The sequence below is a fragment of the Micromonospora andamanensis genome (genome assembly GCF_016863495.1).
In the GTDB taxonomy this organism is placed as follows: domain Bacteria; phylum Actinomycetota; class Actinomycetes; order Mycobacteriales; family Micromonosporaceae; genus Micromonospora; species Micromonospora andamanensis.
The window spans coordinates 86,035-112,654 of record NZ_BOOZ01000015.1; the positions used below are offsets into that span (position 1 = coordinate 86,035).

Below are 26,620 nucleotides of genomic sequence, written 5' to 3' on the forward strand. Positions count from 1 at the left end.
ACGCGACTCGATCGGGTTGTCCTGACCGACACCAGGTCAGGCATTCGTTTCGACCTCGTCGATGAACTTCGCCACCAACGCCTGGAAACCCGCCGCGTCGTCCAGGAACGGCAGGTGACCCGCCCCGGGCATGATCTCGTAGCGCCCGTTGGGGAACTTCCCCGCCAGTTCCCTGGCGCCCGACGGGCTCAGCAACACGTCGTCGTCACCGATGACCACGAACGTCGGCGCCTGGATCCGAGCCAACAGCTCCGCGCTCGTCTCCCCGGTCAACGCCAGCTTCAGCCCGTTGACCAGATCCTCCTTCGTCGACAGAGCCAGGAAGCTCTCCCGCAGCCCGAGGAAGCCGGGCGTGCCCAACTCCTCGATCATCTCCGCGCCGAACACCTCTGGGTACAGGTGCGCGTACAGCGCCGCCATCCCATGGTTCTCCAGCGTCAGCAACCACGCCCGCTGCACCAGACGATGCCGCCGCATGCCCCGGGGGCCGAGCGCCGGACCCGCCAGCACGATCCCCTTGACCCGGTCGGGGTGCTTCAACGCCACGTCCCGCGCCAGCACCGTGGAGATCGACGTGGACAACAGGTACGCCCGGTCGATCTCGAGCGAATCCAGCAGCCCGACGACGTCCTCGACGTGGTCGTCCCACGTCGGATACTTCTCCGGGTGCGACGACCGGCCATGACCGCACAGGTCGTAGCTCACCACGCGGTGGCCCACCGACAACTCGTCCGTGAACACCCGCCACGTCGGAGTCGTCATGAAGAAGTTGTTGAGCGTCAAGACCACCGGCCCCGCACCGGTCGACTCGTAGTACAGCTCAACACCCTCCCGCCCACGAGCCGTAACCGCGTCCTCTCGATACGCCACCTCGAGACGCTCGAGAACCTCACCAGCAGACATCACATCCCCCTCATCCCATATCGACGCGTTGAGCAGCAGCAGGAAGCACGCCGGCGAACCCGGCGACGACATCGGCAGCCGACGTCTCCGCCGACACGGAGTCGCAGGACAGGCCGCAGTACATCGCCATTTCCTCGATCCGACCGGTGGTCGCCACAGTGGGCACCGCGGCACTGAACCTGGGCACCAGATACGACCGGTCCTCGACCGACGTCCGGCCGATGAACTTCTTCGGTTGCGCCGGGTCCTCGGTCACCGGAGTGGCCAGCACCCGGTGGCGGCGACCAGGCCAACCGATCTCGTAGACGTCGGTGATCACCGTGTCGGCACCGTCTGCCGCGCACACCGCCGCCTTGAAGTGGGGATGAGCCCAGGACTCGCGGGCCACCACGAACACGGTCCCCAGCAGGACACCGTCGGCTCCGGCGGCCACCGCCTGCGCGGCGTCGGCGGGGGATCCGATGCCCCCCGCCGCGACGATGCAGGCGCTGGGCAGTCGGTCCCGTAGCCGGGCGACCAACTCGTCGCGGCGCGACACACCGAGCAGGTGCCCGCCCGCTTCGATGCCCTGCGCCACCACCACGGCGCCCCGCTCCGCCGCCAGCACGCCGTCCTCGACCGTGCCGACCTGGACCACGAGGGCCCGGCCGGACGCGGCGACCCGCTCGAACACCGCCGCCTCGGGCATGCCGAAGAGCGACACGTGGACGTGCGGCGGCGTCTCAGCGAGCACCTGCTCCACCTGTCGGGCGAGGTCGTCGGGACCGACCACCTCCGGGATGAAGTTCACCCCCACCGGGCGCGACGTGCCGGCGGCCAACCGTCCCAGCACCGCCGACAGCGCCTCGCCCATGAGCTTGTAGCCGCCCACGCAGCCGGCGGCACCGGCGTTGGAGACCGCGCACGCCAGCTCCGTGCCCGCGACGCCGCCCATGCCCGACTGGAGCAGGGCCACGTCGGTGCCGAGTACCGTCGCCACGCTCGAACGCATCAGCCCAGGCTCTCCACTGCAGACAGCGCGGCCTCGACGCTGCCGAAGCGAGCTGTCAGCGTGTGCACCCACCGCTCGACGCCGAACGCCAGGCAACTGGTGTGGGCGGTGTCGTCGCCGGCTTGGATGTCGCACCGCTCGCCGAAGAAGTTCCGGTGGTAGTTCACCGAGCCGATGGCCAGGCCATCGACGACGAACTCCTCCTTCACCGGGAAGAGGCGCTGCATCTTCGCCTTGCCGCTGTTCTTGTCGAAGAACGGGTCCGTGGCGACTTCGAGCTTGACCTCAAGGCCGAGCTCGGCCATCAGCGCCAGCACCGCCTCCTTGGCCCGGCCGAGGTGCTGCTTGGCGCCCTCCTCCTGGCCGATGAAGACGATCTCGCGCATCGAGAAGCCGAGCAGCCGCTGCAGGCCGTCGTAATGGTCCTCGTTGCGGAAACAGGTGCCCAGGGTGGTCCGCAGGACTCCCCCCGCGGGCAGCACCGAACCGGCCAGGTCCAGGTAGATCGCGTAGCACGCGGCCGAGGGCAGGGCGAACTCGGCGGGCCGCATCACGTCCGCCGGCACCTGCGCCAGGGGCCGGGACTCCGCCGCCAGCAGAGGGCCCACCCGATCCGGATCGAGCCGAGCAGCCGCCAACCCGAGATGCGGGAAGTTGTCGTAGTAGTCGAAGGTGTCCAGGTCCCGCGTGCGCAGCAGGAACGGGAACCGGAACTCCGCGGCGCCCCAGCCGTCGCCCAGGCGGCGGAACACCGCGTCGACCGCCCGCAGCAACCGCAGCTGGCCACCGTCGAGAACCTTCAGGCCATTGTCGGTAACGGTAGTCATGACGCCGCCTTCTGCTTCAGAAACCGCGCCCCGATCGCGTTGAGGGTGCGGAAGTCGTCGAGGTCGAGTTCCTCGGGGTCGATCGACTCGCCGGTCAGTTCCTCCAGCAGGAAGATGAACTCGACGAAGGCCAGCGAATTGATCGCCCGGCTGTCGATCAGGTCGAGGTCGTCGTCCAGCCTGTCGAGTTTGGGGTTGCGCTCCAGGATGAAGTCCCGCACCGCCTGCATCGGTTCGGCCCTCACTTGACCAGTTCCCTGCCCACGCCGGCCTTCGTCAGGAAGCTACGGGTCCGCTTGAGGATCCGCTCGTGCGCGGCGTGCCGGGCCGGGTGCTCCAGCGCCCGGCGGCGCAACGCCAACGCGTCCGGGATGCCGGCGTCGCGGTAGGCGGCCGGGTTGTAGAGCGTGCCGATGCTGTACCGCAGGTAGTTCTCCAGGTACTCGGCGACCAGCGGCACCTCGTCCGGGTCACGCTTGGCCACCTGACCGAGCAGGTTGGTGAAGATCATGCGTCCGAACGCGACGTGCCTGCTCTCATCCTGGTGGTGCACCCGGTTGATCTCCCGGGCGATGTGCGGCAGCGACTCGTCGGTGGCCATGTAGGCGTTGTAGTGGTCGACGATCTCCTCGAAGATGAGGATGCGGGCGAAGACCACCAGCTCGCGGGCCACCGGCGACAGGTGTTCCACCGAGTCGGCCTGCAACGTCGGCTGGGCCGGGTACAGCTTGCCGCCGTAGCGCAGGCAGAACTGCGCGAAGAACCACATGTGCTCGTTTTCCTCACCGATGAAGTGGTGCAGGAACTCCGAGACGTTCGCGTAGGTCCGCTCGTGGATGCGCATGACGACTTCGCTCATCAGCTCGCGGATGCCGTGGATGTTGAGGCTGAAGAAGTTGATCGCCTCGTACTTGGTGAGGGCGATCTGCTGCTCGCGGGTGAGCTCGTCCCACATCGGGGTACCCGCGAGGGTGGTCAGGCTCTCGCTCATCCAGGGCATGTCGGGCTCGATGGCGTCCGGCCAGTCGAACAACGTGTACGGGTTGTAGTAGCCGGACTCGGCCATGTGCTCGAGCCGGTCCAGCTCCAGCTCGATCGGCTCGATCTCTCGTACCGCCATTGTCAGTCGTCCTCCCCGATAGGTGGTTCAAGAGGTCAGGTTCACCGCGCCGACCGGATGTCGGCACGCAACTGCGCCGGCTGCGGCGAACCGCATTCGTGACGTCCGAAGGACGCGTTGCCGGAAGCGGTCGACGGGATGACCTTGTTGTAGAGCGACCCGAGGCACAGCTCCTGGAACTGCTCGGTGTCGGCCGACAGGCGCGCCGCGAGCTGCGCCTTGGCGATGTCGACAGTCTTGGTAACCCCGTCGTCGTCGGTCACCTCGACGCACGCGTGCGGCAGGTCGAGCGCGCCGCCGAGCACCCCGGTGAACCAGCCCCGCTTCGCCTCGGCGCGGTATCCCGCAGCGCGGAAACGCTCGGCCAGCAACAGACTCGCCGCGATGCAGCTCGTCACCCCGAGCTCGTGCACGAGCGCGTAGTCGGCCTGCATCGGCACCGGGATCATCTGCCAGCGGTAGCCGGCGTGCAGGTAGTCCCGGGTCAGCTTCCGCAGGGTCGCGGAGACCAGCGGGGTACGGGCGCCGGTGTTGGTTACTGTCGCGGCGTACTCCGCCGACCCCTCACTCGGCGTGAGCGGCGTGATCTCCTCGAGGTGACCGCCGAACCGGACCACGTCGGGCCCTTCCAGCAGCCACGGCGCCACCCCCGCGCACTCGTGGCATTCCAGCCGGACCCGGAAGCTCCAGGTCTTCGGCCGCAGCAGGTCGTCGACCGGCCGCCCCGCGAACCGGAACAGCATCCGGAACGCCAGCTCCGGCTGCGTGTTCCGGCGGTGCGAGTACATGCCGAGGTTGTACAGGTCGTTCGGGTCGAAATACCGTACGCCGTCACGGTCCTCGACCGGCAGGCCGGCGCCGACCAGTCGGTCCACGTCGGTGGCGTCACAGTGGAGCATCTCCCGCGCCACGGACTCCGGCTGAGTCTTGCGGGAAAACTGGTCGGGAACGAATTCGATCGCTTCGGCGACCTTTTCCCACGGCGGGCACGCAGTCTCTTGTTGCTGTGGCACGGTCTCTCCCCCAGGCAGATTCAACCGGGTCTGCGACCGTGTCAAACACCGGTCACGACCGCACAGGAATACGAAACGCCCGACAACGGGCCATCAGTATGGTTCGCTACATTCTGCCGGGTCCTGCCTGACCCCGCGGAACACCAACGGACGCTACCACCTGTCACGCGTCCCGCAATCCATTAATTTCGCATATCCCGCTGTGCGCTTCCCACGCACCGCACGATTAAGACGATTCATCCGCAACGCCGGAAGCGCCGCCGAAGGTCCCGCCGGAAAACACCCCGGTAGGCCTGCGGGACGGTACCTCCAGAGAGAAGTATGAGCAGCTCAGGATGCTGGTCCACGGTGTCGGACATCCGATCCGCGACCAACCAGGTCCGGGCGATGTGGCAAAGGTCACAGATGCGATAAGCATATGGCGGCGGAATGAAAGTCGAGCGACCGGGCGCCATACGCATCGAGAACATCGCCAAACCCGCATATCAACGCAGGACCGGACCCACGCCCAGCCGCATATTCGATTTGCAGGTTGCATCTGCGCCGCAAGCCGACAGCATTGTCCGGACCACGTCGGATAGCTGACTTCCGCAGAACTGCAGGTCGCCGCAATGACTCCCGCGCCGCATCCCCGTGCATTCCTCACGGTCGTATTCCCATCGAGCGCCGGTATCGTATGGTGCGGCGCGAGGGACGCCGACTCATGGTCGAGGTGCCGTGGGGTCGGCGCGGATCGGCGGCCACAGCCGCCCGACCAAGCCAGTGAAGGGGCCACCATGCCGTTGGATCGGATACTCCGGAGTCTCATCGCCTGGCAACGCGCCGACGGTGCGCCGACCCCGCTTCGCGCGCTCTCGGTCGAGCAGGCCCGCGAGCGTTACCGGGAGAGCGCCATCCGCCCCCGACGCCGGGACGACGCCGACCCGTACCCGATGCTGTCGGTCGTCGACGAGAAGATCGACAGCTCGGACAGCACGCCTGTCGGGTCCAGGGTGTACACGCCACGGTCCGACGCCGGACGGGTGATCACCTACCTGCACGGCGGCGGCTGGGTGACCGGCGACCTCGACACGCACGATGTGGCCTGTCGGATGCTCGCAGGCTCGTTGGGCGCGGTCGTCGTCTCCGTCGACTACCGCAGGGCACCAGAGTTTCCGTATCCCACGCCGCTGCAGGACGCCATCTCGGCCGCCCGGTGGACGAGCCGGATGTTCCCCGACCGCTACCACGTTCTCACCGGCGACAGCGCGGGCGCCCAACTCGCGCTCGGCGTCGCGCTCGACGCCAGGGACAACGACGGCCCGCCGATCGCCGCGCTGCTGCTGATGTATCCACCCGTCGACCCGAGCCTTCGGATCGCCGCGGCAGGCGCGCACACTGATGGTTACCTACTCTCCGTCGACGACCTGACCTGGTGCTACGAGCAGTACGTTCCCGATCCACGACACCGCAGCGATCCCGCCGTCGACCTGCTGCACGCGGACCTGACCTGTCTACCGCCGACGGTGGTCGCCACAGCGGAGTTCGACCCGCTACAACGCGAGGGTGAGCTCCTTGTGGAGAAGCTGCGCGCCGACGGCGTGCCCGCCCGGCACGTGCCGGGGCCGGGCCTGGTGCACGGCTCCTTCCTGATCCAGGACATCGTGCCCGCGGCGGCGGCCAACGCGCGGCAGGTCATCCAGGAGTTCGACGCCGTCCTCACGGGCGCCCGCCGGAACACCGCGTAGTCCGTCCGCGCTGCGCCGGGGTTCAACCCCGGCGCGATCACGACGCCGCGACCATCGACGGCGCCCGGTCGCTGTGGACAGCGTCCAGCTCACCGTCGAGGAACAGCCGGCGCATCACCGGACGCTTGACCTTGCCGCTCGTGGCGCGCCTGACGCCACCACGGCGCAGCAGCACCGTCGTGCCGGGGCTTATCCCGAACTCGCGGGTGAGGGTACGGCTGATCTCGTCGGCCAGGTGGCGCAGGCGGTCCTCAGTCGGCCGCCCGTTGACCTCGGAAACGACGACAAGTGCGTGCTCCGAGCCGGGCCCGGCGAGCGGAACTGTGAAGACCGCGCTGATGATCCCCAGACCGGGCACCTGTGCCCGCAGGGTCCGCTCGATCTCCTGCGGGTAGAGGCACCGGCCGTCCACGGCGAGCAGCTCGGCGGTACGACCGGTCACGTACAACTCGCCCTCGTGCAGCGTGCCGAGATCTCCGGTACGGACGTAACCGTCGGTAGTGGACGTCGTACCGGTCGGGGCATCGTCACGCCAGTAGCCTCGGGAAACGCTGGGCCCCCGGAGCCAGATCTCGCCAACCGACCCGGGGGACAGCGCCTCGCCGGTGGCCGGGTCAGCGATCAGCACCTCGACGTCGCGCGGCGTGCCGCAGCTGACCAGGGCGGCACCGGCCTCGGCTGGTACGAACCGCTGCTGTTCCAGCCCGTGTTCGTCCACCCAGGTCACCACCGGCCTTCGGAACGGGTCCGCGGACACGAACAGGGTTGCCTCGGACAGGCCGTAGCTGGGGCACACAACGTCGTCGCGCAGCCCGGCCGAGGTGAATCGCGCCACGAACGCCGCCACGGTCTCGGCGTGGATCCGCTCCGCCCCGTTGATCGCGATGCGCCATCGGGACAGGTCCAGCCCGGACAGTTGGCTGTCGGTCACCCTGGCCCGGCACATCTCGAACGCGAAGTCCGGAGCGGCCGAGGCGTAGAGTTCGTACCTGTCGATCATGCTGAGCCAGCGGTGCGGATGTCTGATGAAGGCGGCGGGTTGCATCAGCACGCAGCCGCCCCCCACCATCAGGGCGGGCAGCAGGTGGCCGAAGAGACCCATGGCATGGTGCAGTGGCACCCAACCACCGAGTCTGGTTTGCGCGGTCAGACCGAACGCGCGGCGTTGGCTCTCCACGTTGTGCAGGAGGTTGCCGTGGCTGACCATCACTCCTCTGGGCTCGCCGGTCGCGCCTGAGGTGTACTGGAGGACGGCGAGCGCGTCGCGGTCCAGCTCGCGCGGCGACCACGAGTCCGCGTCCGGCACGACGTCGCTGTCGGTGGCCAGCAGAGGCGGGTCGGTCAGCCCGACCGCCTGCGCCCACGCCAGGACGGTGTCGTGATTTGTGGTGTCGGTCAGTAGCGCTGACACCGAGGCGTTCTCGGCGATGCGCAGTGCCCGCGATCGCTCGTGGGGATATCGGCCCGGCAGCGGCGCCGGCACCGCGATCATCCCGGCGTAGAGACAGCCCACGAGCGCTGCCGCGAAGCCGAATCCGGTGGGGTACAACAGCAGCACCCGCTCGCCGACCGGGTAGCGGGCCTGAAGCCACGCCCCGATTCGCCTCGCTTCCGCGTCCAGTTGGGCGAACGACACGCGTCGGTCGCCGCCATCACCCTCGAGGTCGTCGACAATGATCAACGCGGTGCGTTCCGGTGTCGACCGCGCGTGTGCACGGATCGCTGCGGCGGCATTGGCGGTGAGCGACATATCCATCATTGCCCTGGTTTCCCCTCCCAGCCGTGTGCACGACTCATCAGCACCCACGAATGAGCCATCGAGGTGCTTCAGGAACTCAGCATGCGACGAAAGCGTCTTTTGTTGTGGGTTATGAGAACTACACACCCCCGTTATTAGAAACGCATCTGGTCGCGGCACGTCACCCCAGTCGCGCCCCACCAGGACGCAGCCAGCGGTTACCGTACGGAAAGGTTCCGTACGGAAATCCAACAAAGCGGAATGAATGGACTGACGCTGTCATCGCACCAGGCGGAACGGTCAGATCCAGTGCGACTCCCGGGCTATCCGCAACGCGTCGATCCGGTTGCGGGCCTTGAGCTTCGCGACCACCGACGACAGGTAGTTGCGTACGGTGCCGTCGGACAGGCGCAGTCGATCCGCGATCTCGCCTACCGTGTCCCCCTGGTACACGTGCGTGAGCACGGAGAGCTCGCGTGGCGTGAGTGGACAGTCCCCATTGCCCAGCGCGGCCACCGTCAGTTCCGCGTCGAAGACCCGTTCACCCAGTTGGACGCGCCGGATGGCGTCGAAGAACTGGCGCGGCGGAACGTCGCGCGGGACCAGACCCGCGATCTCCCCCGCGAAGGCCCGCCGCACGACCGGCCGGGTGAACGACGTCGCGAGCAGCATGCTCCGACAGCCCGGGATGCTCGCCACCTTCTCGGCGAACGCGACGGCATCGCTCTCCTCACGTTGAAAGCTGATGATCACGACATCAGGTCGATGCAGCTCGGCGAACTCCAATGCATCCGAATAGCCACTCGTCGATCCAACGACGCAGAAATCCTCCTCCTGTGCCAGAAGGGCAGTGAGCGCAAAACGGGACAGATGCAGAACGTCGGACACCAGTACGTCGATTGCCACTTATACCCTCCAGACGGTTCCCCGACCGCGCCGTTGGGGGCCCGGCGCGCACCCTCGACGTCATAATGTCACACGCGTACGAAAATTTGAAGGTCGATATCTGACAGCGCCCGGCCTGCAGAATTGCTACCAGCGTGGACATTCACTGGGTCAAGATTGCGATGGTCGTGACGGTGTCATATTCGCGATAGCTGCTCCCACCACGGCGGATGAGCGCAGGGGCGACAAGATCACGCCACAGGCCGCACCGCCGTGCCGACGGTCCGCGCTAAACGCGAAGGGTGTTAACAATTGTCAACTCCGCATGTGTCAGGTGTGCCCCGCGATCACCGCGCCCTGAGGCCGCCGCCGACACCAGCAGCGCGGCCACCGCAGCCGACTATCGTCACGAACTCATGCCCCTGCCGGCCAGATCCTTGTCGAGGTCGGCGAGCAGGTGGTCCGGCGCCCGCATCCGCCACGCGTCGGTGACCAGCTCGTCGAGTCGGTCGACGGTGACCGCCGACAACCGCACCATGACCAAGGCAAGCCCGTCGTAGGCGGAGGTGGTGAAGAACAGGTCCGGCTCGCCGAGGAGCAGCGCCTGCTTCTCGGCCTCGTCGCCGACGTACAACACGGCGATGTCGGTGCGGATGACCCGCGGCCTGCCCGGCCGGCGCTCGGGATAGGACCAGACGAAGCCCTTGTCCGCGACCCGGAAGTCGAAGCCGTGACTGTCGATCTCCACGGCGTGCGGCAGCGCGAGGGCCAGCCGGCGGACGTCGGTGGCGTCAGCCATCGCCCCTCCCCGAATTCACCGAACGCGGCATGCCGAGAGGTTAACCGCCGGCTCCGACACCGCCGGCACATCGGGCGGGCCACACGTCGATGAGGTCGGCCTGCCCGGGGTGGCGACGCGGTCGCCGGCCGGCCCGCCAGACATCAGGAGGAAGTGACCACCACCCGACGTTCCGACGCACTCCGCCGCCGGCCTCCGGTGAATAGACCGACGGTGATCGGGCACATGTCCGGCACCGGAGGTGTCCCGGGGTGGAGCCGTCCGCGGAAAGGTGGTGCTGACGATGAGTGTGGAGGAGTTCCGGCGGCGCATGCGGCTGCGGGCCTGCTGGTCAGCCGTGCTCGGCATGCTGCTCGGCGCGGTGGGGGCTGTGGTACTGGTGTCGGGCCAGGCGCGTCTGCTGGTGACGGTGCTGTCGGCGGCGGCCGGCGCGGCGCTGGGGTACCTGCTGGCGCGCGGGTTGTCCCGGGGATGACCCGGCGCACCGACGCTGGCCGACGACCCACCCCGCGCTCGTGCGCTCGGCGGGCCGTCGTGCCACAGCGGGACGCCGTACTAGCGGGACAGGGCCTTCTCCAGCTCCGCCTTCGACATCGACGAGCGGCCCTTGACACCACGCTTCTTCGCCTCGTTGTAGAGCTGTTCCTTGGTGCGCCCGCCGGCACCACTGTGCGAGCGCTTGCCGCCCCGGTGACCGGACGAGACATCGTTCAGCGAGGAACGACTCGCGGTCCGTGCCTCGCCGGAACGGGCCCGCTCCTTGTTTACCGTGCGGGCCGCGATCTCCTCGGCCCGGGTGGTGGACACGCCACGCTTCTTGGCGCTCGCCTTGATGTGCTCGTACTGCCGTTCCCGCTTCGGGCTGGATCCCGCAGGCATGAGGGCCTCCCTTCACCGACAGTGTTCCGTGCTCAGGTGCCCTGCCCCCGGGGGGTCCGAAACGCATGCGGTCCAGGCACCTGCCACACCACTCGGGGGATGGCGGGGCGGATCTGTCCGCGCCCCACCGTCCCCCGGGGGTCGGTTGATCAGGAGGTGAACTTGTCCAGCGCCAGCTCGATGGCGCCACTGTCCGGCTGGGCGTACGCCTTCATGGTCTCCTTGTTGTAGGAGATGAAGCTCGGGCAGCGGACCGCCGGGGCGTTGACCCGCCCGCCCTCACCGATCTTCTCGGCGGTCTTGGCGGCGTAGAAGGTGAGCGTGTAGCGCGACGAGACGTAGTCGACGGTGACCTGCTTGTCGTCGCGGTCCTTGTACTGGCACTTGCGAGGGGTGCCCTCGCTGCCCTGCTCGAAGTTGAGGCAGCCGACGACGGAGACCGACGCCCAGTCGGCGGTCTTGGCGTAGTACGGCTTGTCGAAGCCGACCGACTTGCTCAGCCAGGACTCCGGACGCTCCGGCGAGTTGCCGAACGTGTAGACCTTCGTGCCCTTCGCGCCGGTGTAGGGTGCCGCGTTGAGGATCGGGCTGCCCTCACACACGGCGGACATGTCACTGGAGTTGCGGGCGGTCACCGCGTTGTTGTTGTCGGGCTGCTCCTCCGCGGGCGGCGGAGCGATCGACGGTTCGATGCTCGGCGCACCGGGCGCCGTGCTCTGCTGGCCCGCGACCGGCTCCGCGTCGTCGTCACCGCCGAGCACGAAGAAGCCGACCACGCCACCGCAGGCGACGAGGACCGCCATCACCGCGGCACCGATGCCCAGGCCGAGCCAGAGGCCCTTGTTCGACGATTTCGTCGGCTGAGCCCCGTACGGCGGGGGCGGGGGCGGCACCGGCGCGCCGTACGGCGACGGGTAGCCGGGCGGGGTGACCGGGGACCCGGGCGGAAGCGGCTGGCCGACCGGAGAGCCGGGCGGACCGATCGGGGAGCCGGGCGGGGTGCCCCACGGGGCGGCGTTCGGGTCGGGTTGCTGTCCACCGTACGGAGGGTGGCTGTCACTCATCTGATGCCCTTGTCAATGTCGAGATGTTCGCTGGCAGATGATCAGAGTCAGGGTAGTGAGCAGCGCAAGTCGGGGCGCCATGGACTCCCCACCGCCGACCGGATGCCCCGACGACGAGCGTCGCTGGACGGTAAGCGGTGTGCCGGCGTCGCGCGGCGGGTACCTACCGGGGCACCGGAGAGGAGCACGCGATGACTACCGACCCGAGGTACACCCCGATCGCGCTGACCGGGGCCGGCAAGCTTGTCGACGACGAGGACGACGCCGGCACCGGCGAACTGGTCGGCGCGGACGACGCGGCGGCCGATGCCGTTCGAGCCGGCGCCGACATCGATCTGACCTCGGCACGACGGGACACCGATCCGACGCCCGTCGGAGCTGCCGACGCCGACGCCGACCGGCGAGGCGCCGCCGACGAGGACTGAGGCACCGCACCGCCGGTGGCCCGGGCAGCACGCCCCCGGGCCACCGGCGATCTTCTGCTTCGACGTATCGAAATATTGCGTTATCGTTTCGAACCATCGTAGGCTGCCATGGGAGCGCTCCCGGTCTCCTCGTCCGTTGTGGCCGGAGTGCCGTACCCCACCACCACGACCAGATTGCGATGGTCCACCATGAAGCAACCTCCACGCCTGCGGCGCCTGCTGGTCGCGGCCGGCGCCGTCGGCGCGTTGACCGTGGGCGCGTTGACGGCCCTGCCCACCACCAACGCGATGGCCGCAACCGGCTGCTCCGTGGCCTACACGACGAACAGCTGGTCCGGCGGGTTCACCGCGAGCGTCACCGTCACCAATCTCGGCGACGCGCTCAGCAACTGGACCCTGGGGTTCGCCTTCCCCGACGGTGGCCAACGACTCACCCAGGGCTGGTCCGCCACCTGGAGCCAGAGCGGCAGCGCCGTCACCGCACGGAGCGCTAGCTGGAACGGCTCGCTCGCCACCGGAGCCAGCACCAACATCGGCTTCAACGGTAGTTTCACAGGCGCCAACCCGTCACCGAGTTCGTTCACGCTCAACGGCACCGTGTGCACGGGCTCGACCACGCCGACCACTCCCCCGCCGACCACCGCGCCACCGCCGACCACCAACCCGCCGACGACCCCGCCACCGCCGGGCACCCAGACTCCGGTCGGCATCAACGGACAGTTGCGGGTGTGCGGGGTCAACCTCTGCAACCAGTACGGTCGACCGATCCAGCTGCGCGGCATGAGCAGCCACGGCATCCAGTGGTTCGGCAACTGCTACAACCCGGCCTCGCTCGACGCGCTCGCCACCGACTGGCGCGCCGACCTGTTCCGCATCGCCATGTACGTGCAGGAGCAGGGCTACGAGACCGACCCCGCGGGCTTCACCAACCGGGTCAACAACCTCGTCGAGGAGGCCACCCGGCGGGGCATGTACGCGATGATCGACTTTCACCTGCTCACCCCGGGTGACCCGATGTTCAATCTGGAGCGGGCCAAGACCTTCTTCGCCGCCGTCTCCGCCCGGCACGCCGCGAAGAACAACGTGATCTACGAGATCGCCAACGAACCCAACGGGGTGAGCTGGTCGACCATCAAGAACTACGCCGACCAGGTGATCCCGGTGATCCGGGCCAACGACCCGGACGCGGTGGTCATCGTGGGCACCCGGGCCTGGTCCTCGCTGGGCGTCTCCGAGGGCGCCAACCACACCGAGATCGTCAACAACCCGGTCAACGCCAGCAACGTCATGTACGCGTTCCACTTCTACGCCGCGTCGCACAAGGACAACTACCGCGCCGAGGTGGAGCGGGCCGCCGCCAGGCTGCCGCTGTTCGTCACCGAGTTCGGCACCGTCGACTACACAGGTGACGGGGGTGTCGACCTGACCAGCAGCGCCCAGTGGCTCGACCTGCTCGACCGGCTGAAGATCGGCTACGCCAACTGGACCTTCTCCGACAAGGCCGAGGGCAGCGCCGCGTTGCGGCCGGGCACCTGCAACGGCAGCAGCTACACAGGCACCTCGATGCTTACCGCTTCCGGTGTCTTCATGCGCGACCGCATCCGCACCCCGGACAACTTCCCCACCAGCTGATCCGAGCGCACCACCACCACGCGGCCCCGGCGGTACACCGCCGGGGCCGCACTGGTGCGGGGCCCGCTCCGATCACTGTGGGCTGTCGGGCACCGGGCCGATGAGCGAGTCGGCCGGCCCGGCGGAGCCCGCCCGGTACTCCTGGAGCGGCACCGCTCCGGTCTTCCAGGCGGCCAGCACCGGTTCCACCACCCGCCAGCACTCCTCGGCGACGTCGGCGCGTACCGACAGGGTCGGATCCCCCTCGAACGCACCACGCAGCACCTCGCCGTACGCGGGCAGGTCTCCGGGGCCGAAGTCCGCAGTCAGGTTCACCTGTTCCAGCTCGAAGGGGTTCCCGGGACCGTTGATGTTGAGATCCAGGCCGAGCCGGTCCGGGCCGAAGCCGATCCGAAGCCGGTCGGGCCGCTCGTAGCCGGTCAGGCCGTCGGGCACCCGGGTCGGCTGTTTGAAGGTAATGATCGCCTCCTTGCGTACGGCGTCCACCGCCTTCCCGGAACGGAGCCGGAACGGCACTCCCGCCCAGCGCCAGTTGTCCACCGTGACCGCCAGTTCCGCGAGCGTCTCAGTGTTCCGCCGGGGGTCGACGCCGGGCTCGTCGGTGTAGTTCGGCAACCGCCGCCCGTTGATCTCCCCAGCGGTGTAGCGGGCGCGTCGGCTGGCCACCGTCGGATCGTCCCGCCACAGCCGGGTGGCCCGCAGCACCTGCGCCTTTCGGCCCCGCAGCTCCTCGGCCAGCAGGCTCGGCGGTGGATCCATGGCCAGCAGGGCCAGCACCTGGAGCAGGTGGGACTGCACCATGTCCACAAGCGCACCGGCACCGTCGTAGTAACCGGCCCGACCTTCCAGGCCGAGCGTCTCGTCGAAGACGATGTCCACGCAGGCGACGTGGGCGGAGTTGAGCACCGGCTCGAAGATCCGGTTGGCGAAGCGCAGGCCGAGCAGGTTGAGCACTGTCGACTTGCCGAGGAAGTGGTCGATCCGGTGGACCTGGTTCTCCGGTACCAGGATGGCCAGCAGTTCGTTCAGCGACCGGGCCGAGATCCGATCGACGCCGAAGGGCTTCTCCAGCATCAGCCGGGTGCCCGGCGGCACCCCGATGCGGGCCAGCGCGGCGGCCGAGCGGGCGGTCACCAGCGGCGGCAGCGCAAAGAAGATCACCAACGGTCCGGTGCAGCAGCCCAGCAGCGAGCGCAGGTCCTCCTCACGCGTCACGTCGGCGGGTACGTAGCGCGTCTCGCGGATCACCTCGGACTCCGCCGGACCGACCGCACCGACGGCCCCGAAGGAGTCCGCCACCCGGCGCCGCCAGCGCTCGTCGTCCCAGCCGTCCATGCCGCTGCCGATCAGCCGCAACCCGGGTACCGCCCCGGTGGCCAGCAACCGGCCCAGGCCGGGCAGCAGCAGGCGACCGGTCAGGTCGCCACTGGCGCCGAGCACCAGCAGGGTCTGCCGTACCCCGGTGGCGGTGGCGGGTTCTGCGGGAGCGCTCGATTCCGGCGTCGTCATGCCACCACCATGCCCTGTCCCGGCGAGCAGCAGGCACCGGACCCCGCGGACTCGCCGGCTGGTCGCGCATCGTGCCCGGGCCGGTGCGGATCGTCACCCGCGGCCATGGTCGTGGTGTCGGGCTGGCGGGCGGATCTTCGTGTGGCAGTCTGGTCTCACCGTCGGCCGGGAGAAGGCCGCCCGACCCTGCGAGGAGACGATCGATCCGATGGCTGCGGACGTCACCAGCACCGACGAGTGGCAGGCCCTGCGCAAGCACGCCGAGGAGATCCGCGGGACGCACCTGCGGGAGCTGTTCGCCACCGACCGCGACCGGGGGCGACGGTTGACCGTCGAGGTTGCCGACCTCTACGTCGACTACAGCAAGAACCTTTTCACAGACGAGACGTTGCGCCTGCTGACCGCCCTGGCCGAGCGGCTCGGGCTCACCGACCGGATCGCCGCGATGTTCGCCGGAGCCCACATCAACGGCACCGAGGATCGCGCCGTGCTGCATACCGCGCTGCGGTTGCCCTCCGATGCCTCGCTCACCGTCGACGGGCAGGATGTGGCGGCCGACGTGCACGCGGTGCGGCAACGGATGGCCGAGTTCGCCGAGAAGGTGCGCTCCGGCCAGTGGCGCGGGCACTCCGGCGAGCGTATCCGCACCGTCGTCAACATCGGCATCGGCGGCTCCGATCTCGGGCCGGTGATGGCGTACGAGGCGTTGAAGGCGTACCGCGACGCTGGCCTGAGCTGCCGTTTCGTGTCGAACATCGACCCCACCGACATTCACGACACGGTCGCGGACCTGGATCCGGCGACCACCCTGTTCGTGGTGGTGTCGAAGACCTTCTCCACGCAGGAGACGCTGGCCAACGCCGAGCAGGCCCGGCACTGGCTGCTCACCGGCCTCGACGCCGACGCCGACGCGGTGGCCCGCCACTTCGTGGCGGTCAGCACCAACGCCCAGCGGGTGGCGGACTTCGGCATCGACCCGGCCAACATGTTCGGCTTCTGGGACTGGGTCGGTGGCAGGTACTCGCTGCCCTCCGCGGTGGGCCTGTCGGTGATGCTGTCCATCGGGCCGGCGCGCTTCGACGAGATGCTGGCCGGCTACCACGCCGTGGACGAGCACTTCCGTACCGCGCCGCTGGCGGAGAACGCGCCGGTGCTGCTCGGCCTGCTCAACGTCTGGTACACCAACTTCCTGGGCGCGCAGACCCACGCGGTGCTGCCGTACTCGCAGTACCTGCACCGGTTCCCCGCCTACCTGCAACAGCTGACCATGGAGAGCAACGGCAAGTCGGTACGCACCGACGGCCGCCAGGTGTCGTACGACACCGGGGAGATCTTCTGGGGCGAGCCCGGCACCAACGGCCAGCACGCCTTCTACCAGTTGCTGCACCAGGGCACCCGCCTGGTACCTGCGGACTTCATCGGGTTCAGCGAGCCCAACCACGACATCGGCGACATGCACGACCTGTTCATGTCGAACTTCTTCGCCCAGACGGCGGCGCTGGCCTTCGGTCGGACCGCCGAGCAGGTCGCCGCCGAGGGCACCGCGGCGGACCTCGTACCGCACCGGGTGATGCCGGGCAACCACCCCACCACCTCGATCGTGGCCGACCGGCTCACCCCGGCCACCCTCGGTCAACTGGTCGCCCTCTACGAGCACATCGTGCTCACCGAGGGCGCGATCTGGGACATCAACCCGTTCGACCAGTGGGGCGTCGAGCTGGGCAAGGTGATGGCCAACCAACTCGCTCCACTGCTCACCGGCGACGCGCCCGACCTGACCACCCTGGACTCCTCCACCGCCGCCCTCATCGCCCGCTACCGCACCCAGCGCAACCGCCCCTGACCGGCAGCAGACGCCCGTTCGCGGCGGCCACTGCCGCAAGATCCGTACAACTTCACCGATGTTGCTGCCTCGGAGGCATCTGGAGGCAGCAACATCAGCGAAGTTGCGCGAATCTTGACGGGTTTGCGTCGGGGCGAGGGCCGGCGAGGGAACAGTGCCTCGTTCGGTCTCGTGCTTCGAGAACTGTTTGGACGCCGCTGGCGGGCGTCGGGCACAGTCGGAGCGTGACGAACTCCATCACCGTGCGCCACCGCTCCATGGACGAGATCATGGCAGGGCTGCACCTCGTGCGGCGCTCCCCCCGAGGTGTCGGCACCCTCGCGTTGGCCGTACGGCGGCCGGCGGTGGATGCCCGCGAGGTGTTGTCCCGGGCCGAGTTGGATCCGGACGCCGGGCTGCTCGGTGACACCTGGGGCCAACGACCCAGCACGCGAACCGCCGACCACTCACCGCACCCGGACATGCAGCTGAACGTCATCAACTCCCGCTTCGTCGAGTTGATCGCCGGTCCCGACCGGGACGCCTGGGCGCTCGCTGGCGATCAGCTCTACGTCGATCTGGACCTGAGCGTCGACGCCCTGCCGGCCGGTACCCGCCTGGCGATCGGCGACCGGGCCGTCATCGAGGTGACCGACCAGCCACACACCGGTTGCGCCAAGTTCGCCGCCCGGTTCGGCCGGGACGCCCACAAGGTCGTCTGGACCGACGAGGGCAAGCACCTCCGGCTGCGCGGCCTCAACGCCCGGGTGGTCGTCGGCGGGACGATCGAGACCGGCGACACCATCCGGCAGCTCCCCGCCACCCCCGAGCCTGACGCGTCCTCCTGACCGCTGCCGCGCCGGCAGTGGCGCGGGTCACCGTCCACAGTCGCCGCCGCGCCCTCGGTCGTTCGGTTGGCTTTCGGTCCGTTCTGGCCCAATGGGTCACCAGCGGGTACCCGGGCTCCCCCGTTGTCCAGGTACCCGCGTCCGAAAGAGGCGACCGAGGAGCAGCGCATGGGCAGCACCATCCAGGACCTCACCGCACCGGATCTGACCGCGACGCGCGCCGACGACACCCGGCTGCTGGAACAGACCCTGTTCGAGGTGAAGCGGGTGATCGTCGGCCAGGACCGACTGGTGGAACGGCTGCTCACCGCGCTGCTCGCCCGGGGCCACTGCCTGCTGGAAGGGGTGCCCGGCGTGGCCAAGACCCTCGCCGTGGAGACCCTGGCCACGGCGGTGGGCGGCAGCTTCTCGCGGATCCAGTTCACCCCCGACCTGGTGCCGTCGGACATCCTCGGTACCCGGATCTACCGGGCCTCGACCGAGAACTTCGACGTCGAGCTGGGGCCGGTGATGGCCAACCTGGTCCTCGCCGACGAGATCAACCGCGCGCCGGCCAAGGTGCAGTCGGCGCTGCTCGAGGTGATGGCCGAGGGACACGTCTCGCTCGGCGGGCGGAGCTATCCGGTCCCCGCGCCGTTCCTGGTGCTGGCCACCCAGAACCCGATCGAGTCCGAAGGCGTCTACCAGCTGCCCGAGGCCCAGCGGGACCGCTTTCTGATGAAGGTGGTGGTCGACTATCCGACCGACGACGAGGAACTGGGCATCCTCTACCGGATGGGCTCCGGCACCCCGGCCGCCCGGCCGGTGCTGGACCCGCACCGGCTGATGGCGTTGCAGGGCCGGGCCCGGGAGGTGTTCGTCCACCACGCGCTGGCCGAGTACGTCGTCCGGCTGGTGCTGGCCACCCGTGACCCGCGCCGGTTCGGGTTGCCGGAGGTGGCCGCGCAGCTGGCGTACGGTGCCAGCCCTCGCGCGACCCTCGGTCTGGTCGCCGCGGCCCGGGCGCTGGCGCTGCTGCGCGGCCGGGACTACGTGCTCCCCGCCGACGTGCGGGAGATCGCCACCGACGTGCTCGCCCACCGGCTCGTCCTCTCCTTCGACGCGGTCGCCGACGACGTCGACCCCGGCGGCCTGGTACGGCAGGTCGTGGCGGCGGTGCCGCCACCACAGATCGCCCCCGCGCAGGAGGACCAGGGGCCGGGCCTGGGGGCGGCGGCATGAACGAGAACGCGACGAGTCTCGGGCACCTGGCACCGCAGCGTCGGCTGCGCCGGCTGGAGCTGACCATCACCCGCCGACTCGACGGGCTGCTGCACGGGCAGCACCTGGGCCTGCTACCGGGGCCGGGCAGCGAACCGGCGGGCAGCCGGGAATACCGCCCCGGCGAGGACGAGGTACGGCGGATGGACTGGTCGGTGACCGCGCGGACGACAGTGCCACACGTGCGTACCGTCGACGCCGACCGGGAACTGACCACCTGGACGCTCGTGGACGCGACACCCAGCATGGACTTCGGCACCGCCGAGCTGGAGAAGCGGGAGCTGGCGGTGGCGGCCGTCGCCGCCGTCGGTTTCCTGACCGCCGGCTCCGGCAACCGGCTCGGCGCGCACCTGCTCGGCGACGCGGGGGTGCGCCGGTTCCCCGCCCGCACCGGCCGATACCACCTGCTCAGCCTGCTGCGCACCCTGTTGGAGGTGCCGCGCGGTCGACCAGCCACCGACTCCGTCCCATTTGCCGAGGCCATCGACGGGTTGCGTCGCTCGGCGGGCCGGCGCGGGCTGGCGGTGGTCGTCTCCGACTTCATGGACGGTCTGCCCGACGAGGGGGTGGCCGGTGCCGGGGGCGGTCCACCGGACTGGGAGCGGGCGCTGCGGCGCCTTGCCGCGCGGCACCAGGTACTCGCGGTCGAGGTCCGTGATCCACGTGAGCTGGAGCTGCCCGACGTCGGCCTGATCACGCTCGTCGACCCGGAGAGCGGGCGACGGCGGGAGGTCGCCACCGGCAGCCGACGGCTGCGCGACCGCTACGCGGCGGCTGCCGCCGCACAACGGCTGGCCGTGGCGCGGGCCCTGCGCCGGGCCGGTGCGACCCATCTACCGCTGAGCACCGACCGGGACTGGATCGCCGACATCGTCCGGCACGTCCACGCCCAGCGCCGGTTGGCCCGGGCGACCCGCCCGACGAATGGAGGAGCGGCGTGAGCTGGCAGTCTCCGGAACGGCTGTGGTTGTTGGCCGGGGTGGCCGCCCTGGTGGTCGCCTACCTGCTGCGTCAGCGTCGGCACAGCCGGTACGCCGTCCGGTTCACCAACCTGCGCCTGCTGGACAAGGTGGCACCGGCCCGCCCGGCATGGCGGCGGCACGTGCCGGCCGGGCTGTTCATCGCGATGCTGGCGCTGCTGGTGGTCGGCTTCGCCCGGCCGACCGACGAGGTACGGGTGCCCCGGGAACGGGCCACCGTCATCGTGGCCGTCGACGTGTCCCGCTCCATGCTCGCCGACGACGTACCGCCGGACCGGCTGATCGCGGCCCGGCAGGCGGCCCACGAGTTCGTGGCCGACCTGCCGGCGGAGTTCAACGTCGGGCTGGTGGCCTTCGCCGGCAACGCGTCGGTGATGGTCGCCCCCGGTGGTGACCGGGAAACGGTCACCGCCGGAATCGACCAGCTCGACGAGGGCGTCACAGCCCTGCAGGGCACGGCGATCGGCGAGGCCATCCACGCCTCCCTGGAGTCGATCCGCACCCTTGACGCGCAGGCCGCCGAGGATCCGCCGCCGGCCCGGGTGGTGGTGCTCTCCGACGGGGCGAACACGTCGGGGCGCGACCCGGCGCTGGCCGCCGCCGACGCGGTGGCGGCGGGCGTACCTGTCGACACCATCTCCTTCGGCACGCTCGACGGCCGCATCGGTGGCGGCCAGTCGGTCCCGGTCGACGGGGAAACCCTGCGCGCCGTGGCCGAGCAGGCCGGCGGCGGTTACTACGAGGCGGGCAGTGGCGACGAGTTGCGGGCCGCGTACTCCGACATCGGTTCCTCGGTGGGTCACCGACTGGAGCGGCAGGACGTGTCGGCTCGGTTCATCGGCGCCGGCCTGGTGCTCGCGCTGCTGGCCGCCGCCGCCTCGCTGTTCTGGTTCTCCCGACTGCCCTGACCGCCTCCCTACGGTCTTCCCTGAGGAGGGACATCGCATGCCGAGCACGATTCCGGGGCTGGGTGAGCCGCGCGGACCCCGCTTCGTCTCACCCGACCTGTCCCCCGACGAGCAGCCGGCCGGGTCGACGCCGGCCGCCGTACTCCCGGTCGCACCGACCGGGCCCGACGTCCCGGCGTACAGCCCGACGGACCGGGCTGCGGAACCGACCGGCCCGTCGCGCTGGCCCCGGCTGCTGCTGGCGGGATTGACCGTGGTGGCGGTGTCCGCCGGCGCCGGCGGCGTCGCCGGTCACCTGGCCGGCGGCGACCCGCCGGAGGCCGTCCTGGGTGCCGCGCCGACCGGCCCGACCGCGAGCCCGAGTGGTGACGACCTGGTCGCCGCCGCCGACCGGGTGCTGGCCGGGGTGGTGTCGGTACGGGTGACCACAGGCGGCCGGGGTGCCTCCGGATCCGGATTCCTGATCGACGATCGAGGGCACGTGGTCACCAACAACCATGTGGTGGCCGGTGGCGGCACGATCCAGGTGGTCGGTCGGGACGGCCGTCGGCTCACCGCGCGGCTGGTCGGCCGCGACCCGGGTACCGACATCGCCGTGCTGCGGGTCGACCCGGGCAACGGTCTGCGCCCGCTGCCGCTGGCGTCGGCCGGCCGGACGCGGGTCGGTGAGCCGGTGCTCGCCGTCGGTTCACCGCTCGGGCTCTCCGGCACGGTCACCGCCGGAATCGTCAGCGCCCTGGACCGGCCGGTCCGGCTCGGCGGTGGGGCCCGGCAGCCGGCGGTGCAGACGGATGCGTCGATCAACCCGGGGAACTCCGGCGGCCCGCTGGTGAACGGTCGGGGCGAGGTGGTGGGCGTGAACACCGCCATCGCCACGCTGGAGGGCAGCGGCAACATCGGGATCGGTTTCGCCATCCCGGTCGAGCGGGCAGCACAGGTGGCACAGGGGCTGATCGCGAGGGGATAACTGGACGATGCGGCTGCTCGTGGTGGAAGACGAAGAGGATCTGGCCGGCGCGTTGCGGGTCGGGCTGGTCCGGGCGGGCTACGCCGTCGATCTCGCCGCCGACGCGGCACAGGCGTACGACCTGCTGCTGGTCAACGCGTACGACCTGCTGCTGCTCGACGTCAACCTGCCCGACGTGGACGGGTTCGCGGTGTGCCGGGCGATCCGGTCCGGAGAGGTCGAGGTGGCCGGTGGGCGCGACCTTCGGGTGCTGATGCTCACCGCCCGAGGCGCGCTTGGCGACCGGGTCCGTGGCCTGGACGAGGGCGCCGACGACTACCTGGTGAAACCGTTCGCGCTTGTCGAGCTGCTGGCGCGGGTACGGGCGCTGCTGCGCCGCGACACCGGCGGTACCGGGGTGGTCCTCACCGTCGGCGCGTTGACCCTGGACGTGGCCCGGCAGCAGGCCCGGCGGGGCGACCGGCCGCTGCACCTGACCCGCAAGGAGTTCGGCGTCCTGGAGTACCTGATGACCCGCCCCGGGCGGGTGGTGCCGGCCGAGGAGCTGCTGGAGCACGTCTGGGACGCCAACGCCGATCCGTTCACCGAGACCGTCCGGGTCACCGTGGGTACGCTGCGACGCAAACTCACAGGTGCCGGCGACGACCCGGCGATCGAGACGGTCGTCGGACGCGGCTACCGGCTGCGGGAGGTGCTGGCGTGAGTGTTTTCCGGTCGATCCGGTTCCGGTTGACGGTGCTCTACTCGACGCTGCTGTTCGCGCTGGCCGGTGCCGGCCTGCTGGTGGCGTACGTGGCGGTGGACCGGGCTGTCGATCCCAAGCCGATCACCAAGCGGTACGAGGCGCAGCTGGTCAAGCTCAAGAGCGACGGACGTACGGTGCCGACCGGCACCACCCTCGAGGTCGCCGAGGTTCAGCAGATCGAGGACGAGGTGAACCTGCGGCTGTTGCAGACGGTGCGGGACTACTCGTTGATCGCGCTCGGCGGGCTCTTCGTGGCCAGCCTCGGCATCGGCTGGGTGCTTTCCGGCCGGGCCCTGCGCCCGGTGGGTGCCATCGCCCGTACCGCCCGGGAGATCCAGGCCACCGACCTGTCCCGCCGGATCCGCCTGACCGGTTCCCGCGACGAGCTGCGCGACCTCGGCGACACCATCGACTCCATGCTCGACCGGCTCGATCATGCCTTCCACGCCCAGCGGCAGCTCATCGATGACGCCTCGCACGAGTTGCGCAGCCCGTTGGCGATCATCCGAGCCAACCTCGACGCCTCTCTCACCGCGCCGGAGGCCGGTGAGCAGGAGCGGGCCGCCGCGGTGGCGACGATCGACCGGGCCACCACCCGGATGTCCCGGCTGGTGGAGGATCTGCTGGCCACGGCCCGTCGGGACGCCGACTCGATGTCCGACACGGATGTCGATCTCAGCGCCGTGGCCCGCGAGGCGGGTGAGGACTTCGCCGCCCTGGCCACCGGCCGTGGTCTGCGCCTGCGGTACGCGCTCGACCCGGGGCTCACCCTCATCGGCGACCCTGACACGCTGCGCCGGGCCGCCGGCAATCTGCTGTCCAACGCGGTACGCCTCTCCCCGCTCGGTGCAGCGGTCAAGGTGGCGACCGGCCGGGTGGGCGACTGGCTGTGGTTGGCGGTCGCCGACGAGGGGCCGGGCATCGCCGAGGCCGACCAGCCGCGGGTCTTCGACAGATTCTGGCGCGGCGAGACCGCGCGGGGCGGCTCCGGTGACCGCCGGACCGGGCTGGGGTTGGCCATCGTCCGCCAGATCGTCGAGTCGCACGGTGGGCAGGTGGCGGTCTTCTCCCGCCCGGGTACGGGCAGCACCTTCGTGCTGTGGCTGCCGGCCGCCGACCGGACCGGGGACACCCGGCCACCGGTCAGCGCCCCAGTGTGAGCGGGCGGGTGCCAGCCGCCGGACTGTCACGCAAATGTCATCCAACCGTGCGGTCGACTCCAAGGTCGTTGCGCAAGGTGGTGGCGATCGGGACGGCGCGTCGGGTCGCCGGCGTCGACGACGAAGGAGACCGCTGTGGTGATGCCGTGGCCCTGGCCGATGCCCGACGATCATTCCTTCCGGGCCCTGTGGGACGAGCCGCAGCACCACGACGAGGATGTCCGGCTCGCCGCCCTGGTCGCGCAGCGGCTCAGCGCCGACTGGTCGACCCGTCGGCAGCAGATCACGGTGATGGTGCAGAACCGGGTCGTGATCCTCACCGGCCTGGTGGCCAACGCCGAGACCCGCCGCGCGGCCGGCGAGTTGGCCTGGGACGTCGAGGGCGTGACGGACGTCTGCAACGCGCTACGGCTGGCCGGTCACCGGCGGGGCCGCAGCTGACTTCGGCCCGTCCACGGCGCCCGGCACCGGCGACGTGGACGGGCCGGACACACCAGGCCAACGGTCCGGAGCCGAGGAACGAGGACTACGCGGGGTCGGTGTCCGAGGTGTGGCCCCGGAGGCGGGCGAGCGCATCGGCGCGGGTGTCCGCGATGGGGAACACCTCGTCCAGCCGGGTGACCCGGAGCACCTGACGGATCAGCGGCGAGGCCGAGGCAACGCAGAGCTGTGCGCCGCGGTCAGCGGCGGCGCGGTGCGCGCGGACGAGCAGCCCGAGCGCTGTGGAGTCGACGAGATCCGTCCCACCGAGGTCCACCAGGACGTGCCCGCCCATGTCGGCCGCGTGCCCCAACGCCATGCCCAGCGTCTCGCCGGTGTCGACGTCGACGTCACCGGCGACTGTCACCACAGTCACGGCACCGAGGTGTTCGATGCCGAGGATGCCGCCGGGCACACCGGCAGCGGCGGGGCCGAGTTGGGTGCAGTGCGCGCAGCGGTGCGGGCCGTCGGCCAACGGCGAACCGCTCCAGCCGTGCTCGGACACCAACGGCCACACCACCTCCGCGTCGGAGGGCACCCGCGGCGCGGCGACCGTGTCACCGCAGTTGTCACAGGTCAGGGTGATCTGATGGTCATCCAGGACGACGGCCATGGCGTGCTCCTTCCCAGGTCAGAGGGGTCGGGGTCCCACCCTGCCGGGGTCAGGTGGCGGGCACCGCGCGGACACGTGACGGTTGGGTGACGAATCGGCTTCCCCATGCTGGCGGGGTCGGATGGGCGACGACAACGACCGCACCCGCCGTCCGCTTTGGCACGATAGATGCAGAGAGAACAGTTGATCCCTGTGTGCGACGGGAGGTCGAAGTATGCGAAACGCACTACCCGCCGACGAACCGGTCGGCACGCTGGAAGTGGTGCACCGGTTCCGGGGCCCGATGCCCACCGGGGTGACGGTCTCGCACAGTGGTCGGATCTTCGTCAATTTCCCCCGATGGGGTGACCAGGTGCCCGCGACAGTTGTCGAACTGCGGCGCGGGCGGGAGGTTCCCTTCCCCGACCTGCGCTGGAACACGCCGTCCGGCGACGACGACCCGTCGGCGTTCGTGTCGGTACAGAGCGTGGTGGTCGACCCGGCCGACCGGCTCTGGGTGCTCGACACGGGCAGCCCGATGTTCCAGCCGACCTCCCCCGGGGGGCCGAAACTGGTCCGCGTCGACCTGCGGACCGACACCGTCGCCCAGGTGATCACCTTCCCGGCTGACGTGGTGCTGCCCACGTCGTACCTCAACGACGTGCGCTTCGACCTACGTCGCGGTGAGGCAGGGCTGGCGTACATCACCGACTCCGCCGATGGCGCCCCGAACGCCATCATCGTGGTCGACCTGGCCACCGGGACGTCGTGGCGGCGGCTCAACGACCACCCGTCCACCAAGGCCGCGTCGCTTGCGGACTTCCGTCCGGTGGTCGAGGGACGCCCCTTCATGGTCCGTCCCCCGGACGGGCCGCCGCAGCCGGTGGGTGTCGGCGCCGACGGCATCGCGATCTCCGCCGACGGTGCGCGGCTGTACTACTGCGCCCTCGCCACCCGCCGCTGGTACAGCGTCGCCACCGACGCCCTGGCCGACCGGGCCCTGGGCGACGCGGAGGTCGCCGCGACGGTTGTCGACGAGGGCGACAAGGGCGGTGGCGCGGACGGCCTGGAGTCTGACGACGCTGGCCGGATCTACCTCACCAACTACGAGCACAACGCGGTGCTGCGGCGTCGCCCCGACGGTGAGTACGAGACCGTGGTGCATGACCCCCGCCTGCTCTGGCCGGACACTCTGAGTGTGGCCGTCAACCGGCACCTCTACGTCATCGCCAACCAGGTGCACCGGCAGCCGCCGTTCAACCGTGGCCAGGACCGGCGACGCAGGCCGTACGCCCTGTTCCGGACCCGGATCGACGCGGGCCCGGTGCTGCTGCGGCCGTGACCAC

27 protein-coding genes are annotated in these 26,620 nt (G+C 70.0%); 14 read left to right on the forward strand and 13 right to left on the reverse strand.

All coding sequences use genetic code 11. The annotated features are described in order from the left end of the window. Nucleotides 1-36: 36 nt before the first annotated feature. The 6 genes from Van01_RS15270 to Van01_RS15295 are packed head-to-tail and all read right to left on the reverse strand — an operon-like array spanning nucleotide 37 to nucleotide 4,854. Nucleotides 37-870, reverse strand: coding sequence for an alpha/beta fold hydrolase (locus Van01_RS15270; RefSeq protein ID WP_204007373.1), 834 nt, complete (start codon nucleotides 868-870; stop codon nucleotides 37-39). 43 nt (nucleotides 871-913) lie between these two features. After that, nucleotides 914-1,894: an NAD(P)H-dependent flavin oxidoreductase gene (locus tag Van01_RS15275; RefSeq protein WP_204007375.1), complete on the reverse strand. Its 981-nt coding sequence runs from the start codon at nucleotides 1,892-1,894 to the stop codon at nucleotides 914-916. Next, a complete protein-coding gene (locus Van01_RS15280) occupies nucleotides 1,894-2,721 on the reverse strand; it encodes a class-II aminoacyl-tRNA synthetase family protein (protein WP_204007377.1) in 828 nt (275 codons plus the stop codon). Before Van01_RS15280 ends, Van01_RS15275 begins: the two co-directional genes overlap by 1 nt. Continuing rightward, nucleotides 2,718-2,966, reverse strand: a complete 249-nt coding sequence (locus Van01_RS15285; RefSeq protein WP_204007379.1) for a phosphopantetheine-binding protein — start codon at nucleotides 2,964-2,966, stop codon at nucleotides 2,718-2,720. The genes Van01_RS15280 and Van01_RS15285 overlap by 4 nt, the downstream gene beginning before the upstream one ends. After that, nucleotides 2,963-3,841 (reverse strand): diiron oxygenase, encoded by an 879-nt coding sequence (locus Van01_RS15290; protein ID WP_099845490.1) that lies wholly within the window; start codon nucleotides 3,839-3,841, stop codon nucleotides 2,963-2,965. The genes Van01_RS15285 and Van01_RS15290 overlap by 4 nt, the downstream gene beginning before the upstream one ends. A 41-nt stretch (nucleotides 3,842-3,882) precedes the next feature. Then, on the reverse strand, nucleotides 3,883-4,854 hold the full coding sequence (locus Van01_RS15295; protein ID WP_204007381.1) for a hypothetical protein: 972 nt from the start codon (nucleotides 4,852-4,854) through the stop codon (nucleotides 3,883-3,885). 776 nt (nucleotides 4,855-5,630) lie between these two features. Between Van01_RS15295 and Van01_RS15300 the strand changes: the two genes are divergently transcribed. Then, entirely contained in the window at nucleotides 5,631-6,581 is a 951-nt protein-coding gene (locus tag Van01_RS15300) for an alpha/beta hydrolase (RefSeq protein ID WP_204007383.1), read from the forward strand. A 37-nt stretch (nucleotides 6,582-6,618) separates the two neighbouring features. On the opposite strand, the gene Van01_RS15305 is transcribed toward Van01_RS15300, so the two are convergent. The 3 genes from Van01_RS15305 to Van01_RS15315 all read right to left on the reverse strand — a co-directional run bounded on the left by Van01_RS15305 (nucleotide 6,619) and on the right by Van01_RS15315 (nucleotide 10,003). Next, nucleotides 6,619-8,331, reverse strand: coding sequence for a fatty acyl-AMP ligase (locus tag Van01_RS15305; RefSeq protein ID WP_204007385.1), 1,713 nt, complete (start codon nucleotides 8,329-8,331; stop codon nucleotides 6,619-6,621). Nucleotides 8,332-8,619: 288 nt separating this feature from the next. Beyond that, nucleotides 8,620-9,225: a response regulator transcription factor gene (locus Van01_RS15310; RefSeq protein ID WP_204007387.1), complete on the reverse strand. Its 606-nt coding sequence runs from the start codon at nucleotides 9,223-9,225 to the stop codon at nucleotides 8,620-8,622. Nucleotides 9,226-9,610: 385 nt separating this feature from the next. Beyond that, nucleotides 9,611-10,003, reverse strand: coding sequence for an MmcQ/YjbR family DNA-binding protein (locus tag Van01_RS15315; protein ID WP_204007389.1), 393 nt, complete (start codon nucleotides 10,001-10,003; stop codon nucleotides 9,611-9,613). A 283-nt stretch (nucleotides 10,004-10,286) separates the two neighbouring features. Between Van01_RS15315 and Van01_RS15320 the strand changes: the two genes are divergently transcribed. After that, nucleotides 10,287-10,478, forward strand: coding sequence for a hypothetical protein (locus Van01_RS15320; protein WP_204007391.1), 192 nt, complete (start codon nucleotides 10,287-10,289; stop codon nucleotides 10,476-10,478). An 80-nt stretch (nucleotides 10,479-10,558) separates the two neighbouring features. Here the strand turns inward: Van01_RS15320 and Van01_RS15325 are convergent, their stop codons facing one another. Together Van01_RS15325 and Van01_RS15330 are read right to left on the reverse strand one after the other, a co-directional pair. Further along, entirely contained in the window at nucleotides 10,559-10,882 is a 324-nt protein-coding gene (locus tag Van01_RS15325; protein WP_204007393.1) for a plasmid stabilization protein, read from the reverse strand. Between the two features lie 149 nt (nucleotides 10,883-11,031). Continuing rightward, a complete protein-coding gene (locus tag Van01_RS15330) occupies nucleotides 11,032-11,946 on the reverse strand; it encodes a flagellar basal body-associated FliL family protein (RefSeq protein ID WP_204007396.1) in 915 nt (304 codons plus the stop codon). Between the two features lie 191 nt (nucleotides 11,947-12,137). On the opposite strand from Van01_RS15330, the gene Van01_RS15335 reads away from it, so the two are divergent. Then, complete coding sequence (locus Van01_RS15335; protein WP_204007399.1) at nucleotides 12,138-12,371, forward strand: hypothetical protein; 234 nt, start codon at nucleotides 12,138-12,140, stop codon at nucleotides 12,369-12,371. A 189-nt stretch (nucleotides 12,372-12,560) separates the two neighbouring features. Next, nucleotides 12,561-14,003, forward strand: coding sequence for a cellulase family glycosylhydrolase (locus Van01_RS15340; protein ID WP_204007402.1), 1,443 nt, complete (start codon nucleotides 12,561-12,563; stop codon nucleotides 14,001-14,003). A gap of 72 nt (nucleotides 14,004-14,075) precedes the next feature. On the opposite strand, the gene Van01_RS15345 is transcribed toward Van01_RS15340, so the two are convergent. Next, a complete protein-coding gene (locus Van01_RS15345) occupies nucleotides 14,076-15,512 on the reverse strand; it encodes a glucose-6-phosphate dehydrogenase (RefSeq protein ID WP_204007404.1) in 1,437 nt (478 codons plus the stop codon). 208 nt (nucleotides 15,513-15,720) lie between these two features. Between Van01_RS15345 and pgi the strand changes: the two genes are divergently transcribed. The 9 genes from pgi (at nucleotide 15,721) to Van01_RS15390 (ending at nucleotide 24,643) form a co-directional block, all read left to right on the forward strand. Next, nucleotides 15,721-17,355, forward strand: a complete 1,635-nt coding sequence (gene pgi, locus Van01_RS15350) for a glucose-6-phosphate isomerase (RefSeq protein ID WP_204007628.1) — start codon at nucleotides 15,721-15,723, stop codon at nucleotides 17,353-17,355. Between the two features lie 224 nt (nucleotides 17,356-17,579). After that, a complete protein-coding gene (locus Van01_RS15355) occupies nucleotides 17,580-18,182 on the forward strand; it encodes an MOSC domain-containing protein (RefSeq protein ID WP_204007407.1) in 603 nt (200 codons plus the stop codon). Nucleotides 18,183-18,350: 168 nt separating this feature from the next. Beyond that, nucleotides 18,351-19,403, forward strand: a complete 1,053-nt coding sequence (locus Van01_RS15360; protein WP_099845477.1) for an AAA family ATPase — start codon at nucleotides 18,351-18,353, stop codon at nucleotides 19,401-19,403. After that, on the forward strand, nucleotides 19,400-20,383 hold the full coding sequence (locus Van01_RS15365) for a DUF58 domain-containing protein (RefSeq protein WP_204007409.1): 984 nt from the start codon (nucleotides 19,400-19,402) through the stop codon (nucleotides 20,381-20,383). Before Van01_RS15360 ends, Van01_RS15365 begins: the two co-directional genes overlap by 4 nt. Continuing rightward, entirely contained in the window at nucleotides 20,380-21,330 is a 951-nt protein-coding gene (locus Van01_RS15370) for a VWA domain-containing protein (RefSeq protein WP_204007411.1), read from the forward strand. The genes Van01_RS15365 and Van01_RS15370 overlap by 4 nt, the downstream gene beginning before the upstream one ends. Nucleotides 21,331-21,367: 37 nt before the next feature. Beyond that, nucleotides 21,368-22,297, forward strand: a complete 930-nt coding sequence (locus Van01_RS15375) for a S1C family serine protease (RefSeq protein WP_204007413.1) — start codon at nucleotides 21,368-21,370, stop codon at nucleotides 22,295-22,297. A 7-nt stretch (nucleotides 22,298-22,304) separates the two neighbouring features. Next, on the forward strand, nucleotides 22,305-23,000 hold the full coding sequence (locus Van01_RS15380) for a response regulator transcription factor (protein ID WP_204007415.1): 696 nt from the start codon (nucleotides 22,305-22,307) through the stop codon (nucleotides 22,998-23,000). Next, nucleotides 22,997-24,202: a sensor histidine kinase gene (locus tag Van01_RS15385; RefSeq protein WP_204007417.1), complete on the forward strand. Its 1,206-nt coding sequence runs from the start codon at nucleotides 22,997-22,999 to the stop codon at nucleotides 24,200-24,202. The genes Van01_RS15380 and Van01_RS15385 overlap by 4 nt, the downstream gene beginning before the upstream one ends. Nucleotides 24,203-24,343: 141 nt before the next feature. After that, the gene (locus tag Van01_RS15390; protein ID WP_204007630.1) at nucleotides 24,344-24,643 is read left to right on the forward strand and encodes a BON domain-containing protein; all 300 of its coding nucleotides are present in this window, start codon (nucleotides 24,344-24,346) and stop codon (nucleotides 24,641-24,643) included. Between the two features lie 85 nt (nucleotides 24,644-24,728). Here Van01_RS15390 and Van01_RS15395 read toward each other — a convergent pair whose 3' ends face one another. Beyond that, nucleotides 24,729-25,295: an STAS domain-containing protein gene (locus Van01_RS15395; protein ID WP_204007419.1), complete on the reverse strand. Its 567-nt coding sequence runs from the start codon at nucleotides 25,293-25,295 to the stop codon at nucleotides 24,729-24,731. A 214-nt stretch (nucleotides 25,296-25,509) separates the two neighbouring features. On the opposite strand from Van01_RS15395, the gene Van01_RS15400 reads away from it, so the two are divergent. Then, entirely contained in the window at nucleotides 25,510-26,616 is a 1,107-nt protein-coding gene (locus Van01_RS15400; RefSeq protein WP_204007422.1) for an L-dopachrome tautomerase-related protein, read from the forward strand. Nucleotides 26,617-26,620: the final 4 nt, after the last annotated feature.

Coding starts and splice junctions, on each gene's coding strand:
- Van01_RS15275 (WP_204007375.1), bottom strand. CDS start 1,894: ATGCGTTCGAGCGTGGCGACGGTACTCGGCACCGACGTGGCCCTGCTC.
- Van01_RS15280 (WP_204007377.1), bottom strand. CDS start 2,721: ATGACTACCGTTACCGACAATGGCCTGAAGGTTCTCGACGGTGGCCAG.
- Van01_RS15290 (WP_099845490.1), bottom strand. CDS start 3,841: ATGGCGGTACGAGAGATCGAGCCGATCGAGCTGGAGCTGGACCGGCTC.
- Van01_RS15300 (WP_204007383.1), top strand. CDS start 5,631: ATGCCGTTGGATCGGATACTCCGGAGTCTCATCGCCTGGCAACGCGCC.
- Van01_RS15305 (WP_204007385.1), bottom strand. CDS start 8,331: ATGTCGCTCACCGCCAATGCCGCCGCAGCGATCCGTGCACACGCGCGG.
- Van01_RS15315 (WP_204007389.1), bottom strand. CDS start 10,003: ATGGCTGACGCCACCGACGTCCGCCGGCTGGCCCTCGCGCTGCCGCAC.
- Van01_RS15320 (WP_204007391.1), top strand. CDS start 10,287: ATGAGTGTGGAGGAGTTCCGGCGGCGCATGCGGCTGCGGGCCTGCTGG.
- Van01_RS15325 (WP_204007393.1), bottom strand. CDS start 10,882: ATGCCTGCGGGATCCAGCCCGAAGCGGGAACGGCAGTACGAGCACATC.
- Van01_RS15330 (WP_204007396.1), bottom strand. CDS start 11,946: ATGAGTGACAGCCACCCTCCGTACGGTGGACAGCAACCCGACCCGAAC.
- Van01_RS15335 (WP_204007399.1), top strand. CDS start 12,138: ATGACTACCGACCCGAGGTACACCCCGATCGCGCTGACCGGGGCCGGC.
- Van01_RS15340 (WP_204007402.1), top strand. CDS start 12,561: ATGAAGCAACCTCCACGCCTGCGGCGCCTGCTGGTCGCGGCCGGCGCC.
- Van01_RS15345 (WP_204007404.1), bottom strand. CDS start 15,512: ATGACGACGCCGGAATCGAGCGCTCCCGCAGAACCCGCCACCGCCACC.
- pgi (WP_204007628.1), top strand. CDS start 15,721: ATGGCTGCGGACGTCACCAGCACCGACGAGTGGCAGGCCCTGCGCAAG.
- Van01_RS15360 (WP_099845477.1), top strand. CDS start 18,351: ATGGGCAGCACCATCCAGGACCTCACCGCACCGGATCTGACCGCGACG.
- Van01_RS15365 (WP_204007409.1), top strand. CDS start 19,400: ATGAACGAGAACGCGACGAGTCTCGGGCACCTGGCACCGCAGCGTCGG.
- Van01_RS15375 (WP_204007413.1), top strand. CDS start 21,368: ATGCCGAGCACGATTCCGGGGCTGGGTGAGCCGCGCGGACCCCGCTTC.
- Van01_RS15380 (WP_204007415.1), top strand. CDS start 22,305: ATGCGGCTGCTCGTGGTGGAAGACGAAGAGGATCTGGCCGGCGCGTTG.
- Van01_RS15390 (WP_204007630.1), top strand. CDS start 24,344: ATGCCGTGGCCCTGGCCGATGCCCGACGATCATTCCTTCCGGGCCCTG.
- Van01_RS15395 (WP_204007419.1), bottom strand. CDS start 25,295: ATGGCCGTCGTCCTGGATGACCATCAGATCACCCTGACCTGTGACAAC.
- Van01_RS15400 (WP_204007422.1), top strand. CDS start 25,510: ATGCGAAACGCACTACCCGCCGACGAACCGGTCGGCACGCTGGAAGTG.